This is a genomic window from Tsuneonella sp. HG249, assembly GCF_053819205.1.
The window spans coordinates 525,270-538,663 of the sequence record NZ_JBSOQY010000001.1 but is presented as its reverse complement, the minus strand read 5'-3'; the positions used below and the strand labels follow the sequence as shown (position 1 = coordinate 538,663).

Below are 13,394 nucleotides of genomic sequence, written 5' to 3'. Positions count from 1 at the left end.
GTTTTCAGGACCTCGCACGATGCTAAACGACCTCTCGATGAGTGCACTCGATCGCGCCGGCGAAGCCCGCCCTTTCCCCGTAGCCGACGCCACGGCGCCGCTTCCCAACGGCGGCCTCGAAGTCATTTCGATCGCCAAGAGCTACGACAAGCGCTCGGTACTGAGCGATATTTCGTTGACCGTGGGCAAAGGCGAGGTGCTCGGCCTGCTCGGACCGAACGGCGCCGGCAAGACGACGTGCTTCTATTCGATCATGGGCCTCGTCCGTCCCGATTCGGGCCGCATCCTGATGGATGGCGAGGATGTCACCAAGCTGCCGATGTATCGCCGCGCGATCCTCGGCCTCGGCTACCTGCCGCAGGAGACCAGCATCTTTCGCGGCATGACCGTCGAGCAGAACATCAGTTGCGTGCTCGAGCTGGTCGAGCCCGACCCGGCAACCCGCGCGGCCGAGCTCGACCGCCTGCTCGATGAATTCGGCCTCACCCGCCTGCGCGAGAGCCCGGCGATGGCGCTGTCCGGTGGCGAGCGGCGCCGCTGCGAGATCGCCCGCGCGCTGGCTGCCAAGCCCTCGATCATGCTGCTCGACGAGCCATTCGCGGGCATCGATCCGCTGTCGATCAGCGACATTCGCGAGCTCGTCCGCGACCTCAAGACCCGCGGCATCGGCGTGCTGATCACCGATCACAACGTGCGCGAGACGCTAGAGATCGTCGATCGCGCGTGCATCATCTACGGCGGCCAGGTGCTGTTCGCGGGCACTCCCGAGGCTCTCGTCGCCGACGAGAACGTGCGCCGGCTTTACCTCGGCGAGAATTTCACGTTGTGAGCTGAGCGATGGCGCTGGGTCCGCGTCTCGATCTCCGGCAGTCCCAGTCGCTGGTGATGACGCCGCAGCTGCAGCAGGCGATACGCCTGCTCGCGCTGTCGAACCTCGAGCTGGAGACCTTTATCGGCGAGGCGCTCGAAGCCAATCCGCTGCTTGAACTGGGCGAGGTCAGCCGCGACTACGCACCCGAGATGCCGCTCGAGGCCATGCCCCAGGAGGCCTCCGCCGACGCGCCAAACGACGGCAATGAAGCGCTCGATATCGACCATCAAGCGCTGGATAATGACCGGGACACCGGTGATTGGAGTGCTTCGCCCGCGAGCACTGGTGAATATGGTCCCGAAATCGACGAACGCGGCAGTGGCGAAGGGCCCACTCTCGCCGAGCACCTCCACGCCCAGGTTGGTGCGGTGGCGGGCGACAGCCGCGAGGAATTCATCGCCCGCGCGCTAATCGACCAGCTCGACGAGGCGGGGTACCTCACCCTCTCGCTCGCCGAAGTGGCGGGCGCGCTCGGCGTGCCGCTCGCGGAAGTCGAGCGCGCGCTTACGGTCGTGCAGCAGCTCGATCCCACCGGGGTGGGCGCCCGCGGCCTCGCCGAATGCCTCGCGCTCCAGGCCAAGGAGGCCGACCGCTACGATCCCTGCATGGCGCGGCTGATCGACAATCTGGAACTCGTCGCGCGCGGCGAAGTGTCGCGCCTCAAGCGCATGTGCGAGGTCGACGACGAGGATTTCGCCGACATGCTGGCCGAGCTGCGCGCCTACGACCCGCGCCCGGGCCTGCAGTTCGGCGGTGGCGGCCAGGCAGCGGTCGAGCCCGATATCCTCCTGCAGCCCGCCGCGGACGGGTGGGACATCGCGCTCAACGAGGCGACGCTGCCGCGCCTCATCGTCAACCGCTCCTATTACCTCGAGCTGCGCGGCGGCAGCGGCGGCGAAAAGGCCGCCCAGGGATGGCTCAAGGAGCAGCTGGCCGAAGCGAACTGGCTGCTCAAGGCGCTCGACCAGCGCGCCAGGACGATCCTCAAGGTCGCGGCCGAAATCGTGAAGCGGCAGGACGGCTTCTTCCGGCGCGGCGTATCCGAGTTGAAGCCGCTCACCTTGCGCGCGGTCGCCGAAGCGATCGAGCTCCACGAAAGCACGGTCAGCCGGGTGACCAGCAACAAGTACCTCTCCTGCCCGCGCGGGACGTTCGAGCTGAAGTACTTCTTCACCAGCGGCGTCGCCACCGCCGACGGCGAGGGCACCGCCAGCGCGGAGGCAGTGAAGGCGGCCATCCGCACATTGGTCGAGGCCGAGGATCCCAAGGACATCCTCAGCGACGACACGCTGGTCGATCTGCTGAGGGAGAAAGGCTTCGACCTGGCTCGCCGCACCGTCGCCAAATACCGCGAGGCGATGGGCATCGGCAGCTCGGTCCAGCGCCGCCGGGCGAAGAAGCTCGCCGGGGTCCGCTGAGCGAATTCGCTTGCCGCGACATAGGCTTGGGATAGACCGGCCCCGGGGAGAGCCGACGCATGACCACGAGCGACACGAGCACGGGCGCCGAAGGGCAAACTATCGCCGATCCCACAGGTTCGCACGCCGGGCACAGCGCCGACACCGCTTTCTTCGGCCACCCGCGCGGGCTCGGCTATCTCGCCGGCACCGAGCTGTGGGAGCGCTTCAGCTTCTACGCGATGCAGTCGCTGCTCATGCTCTACATGACCAAGTACCTCCTGCTGCCGGAGAATTCCGGCAAGGTGGTGGGCCTGGCAACTTATCGCTCGGTGCTTGAGAATGTGTTCGGGCCGATGACCGACCTAGCCCTCGCGGCGCAGACTTTCGGGCTTTATTCGGGCCTCATCCTGGTCACGCCGCTGATCGGCGCCTGGCTCGGCGACCGGGTCCTCGGCCGCACCAAGACCGTGACGCTGGGCGCCCTGCTGATGAGCGCGGGCCACCTGACGATGGCGAGCGAGGCGCTGTTCCTTCTCGCGCTGCTGCTTCTGATCCTCGGCGGGGGGTGCTTCATCGCCAACCTGGCCGCGCAGATCGGCGGGCTCTATCATCCGACCGACAGCCGCCGAACCCGCGCCTTCGGCATTTACCTGATGGCGCTCAACGTCGGCGCACTCGCCGCGCCGCTGATCGCCGGCACGATGGGCGAGCGGATTGGCTACCACTGGGGTTTCGGGGCCGCGGGTATCGGCATGCTGATCGGGCTCGGCACCTACCTTGCCGGCCGCACGCATTTCCCGCCCGACCGCGTCGCTCGCGGCGAGAAGCGCGCGCCGCTCACGCGGGGTCAATGGGTCACCGTGCTCGCGATCCTACTCACCTTGCTTCCGCGCATTCTCGCCTTCGCGGCGGCGCAGCAGGCCTATGGCATCATGGTGGTGTGGGCCGACACCGAGGTCGACCGGACCGTAGGCGGCTTCGAGATGCCGGTCACCTGGATCCTCACCGCCGACGGCATCCTGACCATCCTGGGCGTGCTGTTCGCCAACCGCGTATGGGCGCGCCTTGCGGCGAGCGGGCGCGAGCCCGGCGACATCCGCAAGATCGGGATCGGCAACCTGATGATCGGTTCGGCCTTCATCATCATCGGGCTTGCCGCATCGATGGCCCAAGTACCGATGGCTTTCTGGCTGGCGTTCTACCTCGTGCTGGGGTTTGCCTACGCTTGGATCGATCCTCCCTCGAAGGGCATCATCGCGCGCTACGCCCCGCAATCGGTCAACGGGACCATGTTCGCCATGTCCGCTCTGGCCGGTGCGCTGGGCTTCTTCGCGCTCGGCTATCTCGGCCGCTTCTACGAGCCGCTCGGCGCGTCGCTCTATTTCCTTCTCACCGCCGCGATGCCCGCCTTCGGCGCCGTGATGATGCTGATCTTCGCAGGCCCGATTCAGCGGCTGCTCGAAGCGGCGGACCGCCAGGGCGAGGGCAATGAGCTTCCCGCCGCCGCCGTTCCGGCCCACTGACCCCGGGTGTTGCCGGAAAGACTCATCGCGAATTCGCCAGCGCGCTTTACTGCGCGTTAACCTTTTTCCTTCAGACGTTTTGTGGTTAACCGCGAACAACACCCCTTACCGGGGAATTACCCGCGGAATTTCGGGGCTTTCAGGGGGGACCTGGCGATGCGTGTGTTGCTGATCGAGGACGAGCCGACAACGGCCAAGGCGATCGAGCTGATGCTCACGACCGAGGGATTCAACGTCTACCAGACCGATCTCGGCGAGGAGGGCTTGGACCTTGGCAAGTTGTACGATTACGACATCATCCTGCTCGACCTGAACCTGCCCGACATGCACGGGTACGACGTGCTCAAGAAGCTGCGCGTCGCCAAGGTGCAGACCCCGGTGCTGATCCTGTCGGGCATCTCGGAAATGGATTCGAAGATCCGCAGCTTCGGCTTCGGCGCCGACGATTACGTGACCAAGCCGTTCCACCGGGAAGAGCTGGTCGCCCGCATCCACGCCGTGGTGCGCCGCTCGAAGGGCCACAGCCAGTCGGTCATCCGCACCGGCAAGCTGGCGGTGAACCTCGATGCCAAGACCGTCGAAGTCGATGGCGCGCGGGTCCACCTCACCGGCAAGGAATATGCCATGCTGGAGCTGCTTTCGCTCCGCAAGGGCACCACGCTGACCAAGGAAATGTTCCTCAACCACCTCTATGGCGGGATGGACGAGCCCGAGCTCAAGATCATCGACGTCTTCATCTGCAAGCTGCGCAAGAAGCTTTCGCACGCATGCGGCGGCGAGAACTACATCGAGACCGTCTGGGGCCGCGGCTACGTGCTGCGCGACCCGAGCGAAGAGGCCGAAGCGGCCTAAATCACAAGTTCCTTTTGGACGGGGAGAGCCGCCCGGAGTGTCCGCACTCCGGGCGTTTTCCGTTAGGGCGACGACGGTTCCGGCCCGGATAGCGTAGAAAATCTTTGTTTCGCCGCCGCCCTTGTCCGGCCAAATCGTGCGGGCGGGCAAAGGAACGGCACGATGAATTTCGGCGAAATCGACCTGTTGTCGCTGCTGCCCTACATTGCCGTCGGATTCGCCGCGCAGTTGATCGACGGCGCGCTGGGCATGGCCTTCGGGGTAATTTCGAGCACCTTGCTGATCGGCGTAATGGGCGTGAGCCCGGCGGTTGCCTCTACCGGGGTCCACGTGGTTGAGAGCTTCACCACCGGCGCCTCGGGCATCAGCCACGCGCTTCATCGCAACATCAACTGGCGGCTGTTCCTGCGGCTGCTGATACCCGGCGTGATCGGCGGCATCCTGGGGGCCTACGTGCTGACCTCGCTCGACGCCTCGGTGACGAGGCCACTGGTGATGATCTACCTGACCGGGATCGGGCTCTACCTGCTCTATCGCGGGCTCGGCTTCCCGCTGCATCCGCGCGAGCCCAAGATCGTCGAGCCGCTGGGCCTCGCCGGCGGGTTCCTGGACGCCGCGGGCGGCGGCGGATGGGGGCCGGTGGTCACCAGCAACCTCATCATCCAGGGCTCCCCGCCCCGCGAAACCATCGGCACGGTGAGCGCGACCGAGTTCTTCCTGACGATCACGATTTCGGCGACGTTCCTGATCTCGATCGGCTTCGAGGGCCTCACTCCCGACGTGCTGCAGCCGATGCTCGGACTGCTGATCGGCGGGGTGGCGGCCGCGCCGCTCGGCGCGGTGGTGGCCAAGCGCGTGCCGACGCGCGGCTTGCTGTTCATGGTCGGCGTGGTGCTGACGGTGACCAGCGCCTACAGCGTGTGGACCGCGCTTTCGAAATAGGCTTAGGCGCGTCTCGCCATGACCGCGCACAAACCCGGCGATCCGACCACGCTCAACCGCCTTTACGGCCGCAGCCAGGGCAAGCCGCTGCGTGCCGCCCAACAGGATCTGGTCGACAACCTGCTCCCGCAGATTTCGCCTCCGGCCGAAATACCGGTTTGCTCGGCAACGCTGTTCGGAGACGACCGCCCGCTCCACTTCGAGATCGGCTTCGGCGGCGGCGAGCATCTCGCCTACCGCGCCGATCTCCTGCCCGATCACGGGTTCATCGGCGCCGAGCCTTTCGTCAACGGCGTTGCCCAGGCGCTGGTGCATGTGCGCGATGGCAACCTCGCCAATGTCCGCATCCATCACGGCGACGCGCTCGAGGTGCTCCGCCGGGTGCCCGACGGGGCGTTGACCATGCTCTACCTGCTCCACCCGGACCCCTGGCCGAAGGCCAAGCATGCCAAGCGGCGGATGATCAACGATGGGCCGGTGGCGATGTTCGCGGACAAGCTGAAGCCCGGCGGCGAGTTCCGCTTCGGCACCGACCATCCGGTCTACCTGCGCCACGCTTTGATGGTGATGCGCCGCTTCGCCGACGTTTTCGAGTGGGTGACCGAGGGCAAGTCGAGCTGGCAGCAACGCCCTTCGGGCTGGCCGGAGACCCGATACGAGCACAAGGCCCGCACGGTCTACGGGCACGAGGTGGGGTACTTCAGGTTTCGGCGTCGCTGAGCGAGCGGCGCAGTGGGACCACGCGTGTTGGCGCGGTCCACGCGGCGCTTGTGTTGGCTTCGGCCAACTGGTCGTCGGTCAGGGGCCCTTCGAACGCCAGTCCCGCGCTGCCCTGCTTTACCCAGCGCAGGCGCGCGGCGATCGGTCCGACCGAGCCGAGCCAGAGCCGCACCGGCGCGTCTTTCGTGACCGCGGCGGTGATGCCGCGGACGCGGCAGCCGTGAATATCGAGATCGAGCACCGTCACGGCGGTTTCCTCGCCCTCGCCCACCCGGCAGCGCGCTTGCAGGGAGACGAGATCCCGCTCGCCGGCCTGCGGCCCGATATATCTGGTGACCAGCTTCGGCCGCTTTGCGATGACCATGCGGGCGGTCTGGCGCAGAAGGGTTAAATATCGCCCCTCAGGCTTGGGTTAACGCGTTGCCCGTCAGCCGACCACTCCGGCCGCCGCCAGCACCGCCAGCGTGAGCACGTCGGGCGCCAGCGCGGTCATCGGGGCGATCTGGACGGGTTTCTCCATGCCCACCATCATCGGCCCGATCGTGCTCGCGCCGGCGAGCTCGCGCAGCAGCTTTGCCGAAAGGTTGGCCGATTGCAGACCCGGCATGATCAGCACGTTGGCCGGGGCCGACAACCGCTGGAACGGGTAGAGTTCCATCACCTTGGGATTGAGCGCGGCATCGGGCGCCATCTCGCCTTCGTATTCGAACGGCGGCTGCTGCGCGTCGAGGATGGCGACCGCCTCGCGGATATTTTCGAGCCAGCGCCCCGGGGGATTGCCGAATGTGGAGTAGGAGAGGAACGCGACGCGCGGTTCGTGTCCCAAGCGCCGGGCGACCCCCGCGGTCTCGGTCGCGATATGCGCCAGGTCGGCCGCCGAGGGACGCTCGTTGATCGTCGTGTCGGCCAGGAACACGGTGTAGTTCTTGCCGATCATCAAATGGATCCCGAACGGCAGCGCGCCCTGCTTGGGATCGAGCACGAGGCTCACCTCGCGCATCGACTGCGCGAACGTGCGGGTGAGGCCGGTGATCATCGCATCGGCGTGGCCGAGCGCCACGAGCAGGGCGGCGAACACGTTGCGTTCCTGGTTCACCATGCGGCGCACGTCGCGCAGCGTGCGCCCGCGCCGCTGGATGCGGTCGTATAGATAGTCGACCATCTGCGGCACCAGGTCGCTGTCGGCCGAGTTCTGGATCTCGAACCCGCCCGGATCGCTCGCGCCGAGCATGTGCAGCTTGTCGACCACCGCCTTGGTTCGCCCGACGAGGATCGGGGTGCCGTAGCCAAAGTCGCGGAACTGGATCGCGGCGCGCAGCACCACGTCCTCCTCGGCTTCCGCGAAGACCACGCGCTTGGGATTGGCCTTGGCATCCTCGTAGACCCGGGTGAGCACCGAGGTGGTCGGGTTGAGCCGCGCCTTGAGGCTTTGGCGATAGGCCGCCATGTCCGCGATCGGCGCTTTCGCCACGCCCGAGTCCATTGCGGCCTGCGCCACCGCGCTCGAAACGACTTCCATCAGGCGCGGGTCGAACGGGGCGGGGATGATGTAGTCGGTGCCGAACTTGTGGTTCACGCCATATGCCGCAGCGACCTCGTCAGGCACTCGTTCGCGCGCGAGCGAGGCGATTGCCTCGGCGGCGGCGACCTTCATCTCCTCGTTGATCGCGGTCGCCTGCACGTCGAGCGCCCCGCGGAAGATGAAGGGGAAGCCGAGCACGTTGTTGACCTGGTTCGGGTAGTCCGAGCGGCCGGTGGCGATGATCGCGTCGGGCCGCGCGGCCTTGGCTTCTTCCGGCAGTATTTCCGGATCGGGGTTGGCCATCGCGAAGATGATCGGGTTGTCGGCCATCTTCTTGACCCACTCGGGCTTGAGCGCGCCCTTGGCCGACAGGCCGAGGAACACATCGGCGCCCACGAGCGCTTCCTCAAGGCTGCGGGCCTCGGTCACGGTCGCGTGCGCGCTCTTCCACTGATCCACGCCTTCGCGGCCGGGATAGATCGGGCCCGAGCGGTCGCACACGATCACGTGCTCGCCCGGCACGCCCAGCGCCTTGATCAGCGCGGTGCAGGCGAGCGCGGCCGCGCCTGCACCGTTCACCACGATGCGGATGTCCTTGAGGTTGCGGCCCGTTAAGTAACACGCGTTGATCAGGCCCGCGGCCGAGATGATCGCCGTGCCGTGCTGGTCGTCGTGCATGACAGGAATGTTCATGCGCTCGCGCAGCGCCTGCTCGATCACGAAGCATTCCGGCGCCGCGATGTCCTCGAGGTTGATGCCGCCGAAGGTCGGCTCCATCAGCGCGACCGCCTCGATGAACTTGTCGGGGTCTTCGGTGTCGAGCTCGATGTCGATCGAATCCACGTCGGCAAAGCGCTTGAACAGCACCGCCTTGCCTTCCATCACCGGCTTCGCGGCGAGCGCGCCGAGATTGCCGAGCCCGAGAATGGCAGTGCCGTTGGTGATCACCGCGACGAGGTTGGCCCGCGCGGTGTAGCGAGCGGCGTTGGCAGGGTCGGCGGCGATGGCCTCGACCGGCGCGGCCACCCCGGGAGAATAGGCCAGCGACAAGTCGCGCTGGGTCGCCATCGGCTTCGAGGCGATGATCTCGATCTTACCGGGTCGAATCGTCTCGTGATAGAATAGCGCCTCGCGGGCGCTGAAGGCGGTGGGCTTCTCGTCGGCCAATGGGGCCCCCTCTGTTGGCTTTCACCGGTGCCGTAACGGAACTTCACTAGCGGTGACAGGGGCAACAGGGGAAAGCCGGATAGGTTTTGTTCCGAATCGCCAACCCACGCGCTAACCCCGATCGGTGGCGGGCGGCTCGACTCCGATGATGGCGCAATATCTCGCGCTCAAGGCGCAAGCCGAAGGCTGCCTGCTGTTCTACCGCATGGGCGACTTCTTCGAGCTGTTCTTCGACGACGCGAAAGTGGCCGCGCAAGTGCTCGACATCGCGCTGACCAGCCGCGGCGAGCACGGCGGCGCCCCGATCCCGATGTGCGGAGTGCCGGTGCATTCGGCCGAGGGGTATCTAGCGCGGCTGATCCGGGCCGGCCAGCGCGTGGCTATCGCCGAGCAGGTCGAGACGCCGGAAGAGGCCAAAACCCGCGCCAAGCGCGAGGGAACGCCGTCGTCGAAGGCTCTGGTCGCGCGCGACATCGTCCGCTTCGTGACGGCGGGCACCCTGACCGAGGAAGCTCTGCTCGAGCCGCGCCGCGCCAACGTGCTCGCCGCCGTGTGCGAGGTTCGGGGGACGTGCGGGGTGGCCAGCGTCGACATCTCGACCGGACGGATGACGCTGGAGGAGTGCGCCGCCGCGGACCTCGCAGCCGTGCTCGCGCGTCTGTCGCCGAGCGAAGCGGTCGCGCCCGAAGATTGGCCCGATGCGCCCGATGGCGTCATCGCCCGCGGGCGCGCCGACTATTCCAGCGACGGCGGCCACGAGCGGCTGTGCAAGGTTCACGGCGTCGCCACGCTCGACGGTTTCGGGCGCTTCTCGCGCGCGATGCTCGCCGCGGCGGGCGGCCTGCTCGCCTATCTCGACCATGTCGGCCGGGGCTCGCTGCCCTTGCTGCTCCCTCCCGTGGCGGTCGAAAGCGCCGGCACGCTGGCGATGGACGCCGCGACGCGGGCGAGCCTGGAAATAATCGAGAGCACCCGCGGTGGGCGCGCCGGCAGCCTGCTCGATGCGATCGATCGTTGCTCGACCGGGGCCGGCGCGCGCCAGTTAGCCGAGGATCTGTCGGCGCCCCTCACCGATCGTGCGGCGATCGAAGCGCGGCTCGCGCTGGTCGCGTGGCTCCACGACGACCCGCTGCTCCGCACCGACCTGCGCACCGCGCTGAGAGCGCTCCCGGACGTGGGCCGCGCGCTCGGCCGAGTGGTCGCCGGACGGGGCAGCCCGCGCGACCTCGGCCAGCTGCGCGACGGGCTCGACAGCGCCCGGCGCATGCGCGACCACCTCGCGGCGCAGGCCGATCGCCCCGCCCTGCTCGAACTACTCCTGCCCGAGCTCGGCGGGCACGGCGCCCTGACCGACCTCCTGTCGCGGGCGCTGGTTCCCTCGCCGCCGACCGAACGCGGCCAGGGCGGCTATATCGCCGAAGGCTACGACGCGGCGCTGGACGACCTGCGGCGGACCAGCGGCAATGCCCGCCGCGCGATCGCCGCGCTGGAGGCCAAGTACCGCGCCGAGACCGGCGTCGCCGCGCTGAAGATTCGGCACAACGGCGTGCTCGGCTATTTCATCGAAGTTCCCGCGGCCCGCGCCGATGCGCTGATGGCGGCGGACAGCGGCTTCACCCACCGCCAGACGATGGCCGGCGCGGTGCGTTTCAACTCGCTGAGCCTCCACGAAGAGGCCAGCCGCATCGCGGAAGCAGGCGGCCATGCGCTAGCCGCGGAAGAGGCGCATTTCGAGGATCTCGTCGAGCAGGTGTGTATCGCACGCGAGGCCATCGCCCGCACCGCCGCCGCGCTCGCGCGGATCGACGTCGCCGCCGGCAGTGCCGAGCGCGCGGCCGAGGGGGGCTGGGCGCGACCCGCGATAGTCGAGGAGCCCCTCCTCGAGGTCGAAGGCGGGCGGCACCCGGTCGTCGAGGCCGCTCTCGCGGCGAGCGGCGAGCGTTTCGTCGCCAACGACTGCAGGCTGTCGCCGACCGACCGGCTGTGGCTCATCGGCGGGCCCAACATGGGCGGCAAGTCGACCTTCCTGCGGCAGAACGCGCTGATCGTGTTGCTCGCCCAGGCGGGCTCGTTCGTCCCGGCCGCGAGCGCCACCGTCGGCCTCACCGACCGCCTGTTCAGCCGGGTAGGCGCGAGCGACCAGCTCGCGCGCGGCCGCTCGACGTTCATGGTCGAAATGGTCGAGACCGCGGCGATCCTGGCGCAGGCGACTGAGCGCAGCTTCGTGATCCTGGACGAGGTGGGCCGCGGTACTTCGACGTACGACGGCCTGGCGCTCGCCTGGGCGGTGGCCGAGGCAGTCCACGGGAGCAACCGCAGCCGCTGCCTGTTCGCGACCCACTATCACGAACTCGCGCGGCTGGCGGAAACCTGCGACGCGCTCAGCCTCCACCACGTCCGCGCCCGCGAGTGGAAGGGCGACCTAGTGCTTCTGCACGAGCTGGCCGAGGGGCCCGCCGATCGCAGCTATGGCTTGGCGGTGGCGCGACTGGCCGGCGTGCCGCCACACGTCGTCGCGCGGGCCAAGGCCGTGCTCGACAAGCTCGAGAAGGGCCGCGCGGAAACCGGCGGCCTAGCGGCGGGCCTTGGCGATTTGCCCCTATTCGCCGCCGCGGCGCAGGCGGAGGAAGAGCAGTGCGACACCTTGCGCGATATGCTGCGCGCGATCGACGTCGATGCTCTGAGCCCGCGGGAGGCACTCGAAACGCTCTATACGCTCAAGCGTGAGGCGGGTGAAAGCGACGCTTAACCAATCGCGGCTATGCCAGCGCCATGCGCGGCTACATGTTTCGCAATCGCTGGTTCGCCCTGCTGTTCGTGGCACTCGTGCTCGCGGGGGTCACGCGTCTCGTTGGTACGGGCAATGGCGACGGCGCTCTCGACATCGCCAAGCAACAGATTGCGGAACAGAAAGTGCAGGCCGAGCGGCTGACGACCGAGAGCAAGTTGGCCGCGCCGGAAGCGAAAGTGCTGTTCACGCCCGACGACGAACTGATCGACCCGGCCGTGGGAGAAGATCCCACACCGGTCGATCAATTACTGAGCGATGGGACCGAGGACACGGAGGACGACGAGGTGCCGCACGACACGGTCATCCTCGTCTCTCCCAATAGCGCCGAACCGCCCACACAGATGCAGGCAGTCGAGTAGACCTCAGTAAGTGCCGTCGGAAGGCCGCTTCATGTCTTCCTTCTCGCCGTACTTGTCCTCGTTATCGTCCATGTTTTCCTCGCCTTCGTAGGCGCCCATGTCGATCCGGCCTGAGCTTTCCATGTCGCGCATGTGATCGACCAGGTCCTGCACGTCGCCGCCGCCGACCTTCACGCTGGCCGTCGGGTCGCCCTTGCGCAGCGCCCTCGCCTCGTCGGCGACGGATTGCGCTTGTTCCTGCTCGTCGTCCTGCTCGGAATTGTGGGTTTCGGGGGCGAGATCGGGGTCGGTAGCCATCGGGAAAATCTCCTTTGGCTGCCGAACGCTAGCCGGGCCCGCCGCGTTCCCGCCTAGCGCGTCGGGACCGGCGCCTCCCCCGAATAGTCGTAGAAGCCCTTGCCGGTCTTGCGGCCGAGCCAGCCCGCCTCGACGTACCGCATCAGAAGGGGCGCGGGGCGGTACTTGCTGTCGCCGGTGGTAGCGTAGAGCACCCGGACGATGTCGAGGCAGGTGTCGAGGCCGATGAAATCGGCCAGCTCCAGCGGGCCCATCGGGTGGTTGAGGCCGATCCGGCAGCCCTTGTCGATGTCGACGATGCTGGCGGTGCCCTGTCCGAGCACGAAGACCGCTTCGTTGAGCATCGGGATGAGGATGCGGTTGACCACGAAGCCAGGCTCATCCTGCACCTCGACGACTTCCTTGCCGAGGCTGGCGGCGAGAGCGCGGGTGCGGGCGATGGTCTCGGGCGCGGTGGCCAGTCCGGGGATGACCTCGATCAGGCCCATCACCGGCACCGGATTGAAGAAGTGCAGGCCGATGAACCGCGCCGGGTCGGGCGTCCAGTTGGCCATGCGGGTGATCGGGATCGAGCTGGTGTTAGACGCCATGACGGCATCCTTGCCGAGCACCTTGCCGGCGCTCTCGAAGATCGACTGCTTGATCCGCTCGTTCTCGGTAGCGGCCTCGATGATGAAGGCGGCCTCGGCCATGCGCGCTAGATCGGCGACAGGCTCGATGCGGGCGAGCGTGGCTTCTGCCTCGGCAATCCCGAGCTTGCCACGGCCCACAAGCTTGCCGAGCGCCTTGTCGATCCCGGCCCTGCCCCTCTCGGCCGCAGGGAGATCGATGTCGGACAAAAGTACGCTGTAGCCGTGCTGGGCGAGCGTCTGGGCGATGCCCGAGCCCATCTGCCCCGCTCCAATGACGCCGATTGTCTGCATGCCCGTTTCCGTTCCTTCGCAATTGCA

Annotated in this window: 12 protein-coding genes; 8 read left to right on the top strand and 4 right to left on the bottom strand. The window is 67.4% G+C overall.

Annotation, left to right across the window (positions count from 1 at the left end; all coding sequences use genetic code 11):
* Nucleotides 1–37 precede the first annotated feature (37 nt).
* From lptB to trmB, 6 genes are all read left to right on the top strand, one after another.
* Entirely contained in the window at nucleotides 38–829 is a 792-nt protein-coding gene (gene lptB / locus ACWPM1_RS02775; RefSeq protein ID WP_455695113.1) for an LPS export ABC transporter ATP-binding protein, read from the top strand.
* Between the two features lie 8 nt (nucleotides 830–837).
* Nucleotides 838–2,289 carry an RNA polymerase factor sigma-54 gene (rpoN, locus tag ACWPM1_RS02770; protein WP_455693314.1) on the top strand — a complete coding sequence of 484 codons (1,452 nt, stop codon included), beginning with the start codon at nucleotides 838–840 and terminating at the stop codon, nucleotides 2,287–2,289.
* 59 nt (nucleotides 2,290–2,348) lie between these two features.
* On the top strand, nucleotides 2,349–3,794 hold the full coding sequence (locus ACWPM1_RS02765; protein WP_455693313.1) for a peptide MFS transporter: 1,446 nt from the start codon (nucleotides 2,349–2,351) through the stop codon (nucleotides 3,792–3,794).
* Between the two features lie 156 nt (nucleotides 3,795–3,950).
* Nucleotides 3,951–4,646, top strand: a complete 696-nt coding sequence (ctrA, locus tag ACWPM1_RS02760) for a response regulator transcription factor CtrA (protein ID WP_455693312.1) — start codon at nucleotides 3,951–3,953, stop codon at nucleotides 4,644–4,646.
* Between the two features lie 162 nt (nucleotides 4,647–4,808).
* On the top strand, nucleotides 4,809–5,588 hold the full coding sequence (locus ACWPM1_RS02755) for a sulfite exporter TauE/SafE family protein (protein WP_455693311.1): 780 nt from the start codon (nucleotides 4,809–4,811) through the stop codon (nucleotides 5,586–5,588).
* An 18-nt stretch (nucleotides 5,589–5,606) separates the two neighbouring features.
* Nucleotides 5,607–6,308 (top strand): tRNA (guanine(46)-N(7))-methyltransferase TrmB, encoded by a 702-nt coding sequence (gene trmB, locus ACWPM1_RS02750; RefSeq protein WP_455693310.1) that lies wholly within the window; start codon nucleotides 5,607–5,609, stop codon nucleotides 6,306–6,308.
* Here trmB and ACWPM1_RS02745 read toward each other — a convergent pair.
* Both ACWPM1_RS02745 and ACWPM1_RS02740 read right to left on the bottom strand, forming a co-directional pair.
* Nucleotides 6,289–6,672, bottom strand: a complete 384-nt coding sequence (locus ACWPM1_RS02745) for a hypothetical protein (RefSeq protein ID WP_455693309.1) — start codon at nucleotides 6,670–6,672, stop codon at nucleotides 6,289–6,291. The two genes, trmB and ACWPM1_RS02745, sit on opposite strands and share 20 nt — an antisense overlap.
* Before the next feature lie 63 nt (nucleotides 6,673–6,735).
* Nucleotides 6,736–8,997 (bottom strand): NADP-dependent malic enzyme, encoded by a 2,262-nt coding sequence (locus ACWPM1_RS02740; protein ID WP_455693308.1) that lies wholly within the window; start codon nucleotides 8,995–8,997, stop codon nucleotides 6,736–6,738.
* A 145-nt stretch (nucleotides 8,998–9,142) separates the two neighbouring features.
* On the opposite strand from ACWPM1_RS02740, the gene mutS reads away from it, so the two are divergent.
* Together mutS and ACWPM1_RS02730 are read left to right on the top strand one after the other, a co-directional pair.
* Complete coding sequence (gene mutS, locus ACWPM1_RS02735; RefSeq protein ID WP_455695112.1) at nucleotides 9,143–11,746, top strand: DNA mismatch repair protein MutS; 2,604 nt, start codon at nucleotides 9,143–9,145, stop codon at nucleotides 11,744–11,746.
* A gap of 23 nt (nucleotides 11,747–11,769) precedes the next feature.
* Entirely contained in the window at nucleotides 11,770–12,147 is a 378-nt protein-coding gene (locus tag ACWPM1_RS02730) for a hypothetical protein (RefSeq protein WP_455693307.1), read from the top strand.
* A 3-nt stretch (nucleotides 12,148–12,150) separates the two neighbouring features.
* Here the strand turns inward: ACWPM1_RS02730 and ACWPM1_RS02725 are convergent, their stop codons facing one another.
* Together ACWPM1_RS02725 and ACWPM1_RS02720 are read right to left on the bottom strand one after the other, a co-directional pair.
* Nucleotides 12,151–12,444 carry a hypothetical protein gene (locus ACWPM1_RS02725; protein WP_455693306.1) on the bottom strand — a complete coding sequence of 98 codons (294 nt, stop codon included), beginning with the start codon at nucleotides 12,442–12,444 and terminating at the stop codon, nucleotides 12,151–12,153.
* A 53-nt stretch (nucleotides 12,445–12,497) separates the two neighbouring features.
* The gene (locus ACWPM1_RS02720; protein ID WP_455693305.1) at nucleotides 12,498–13,367 is read right to left on the bottom strand and encodes a 3-hydroxyacyl-CoA dehydrogenase family protein; all 870 of its coding nucleotides are present in this window, start codon (nucleotides 13,365–13,367) and stop codon (nucleotides 12,498–12,500) included.
* Between the last annotated feature and the right edge of the window lie 27 nt (nucleotides 13,368–13,394).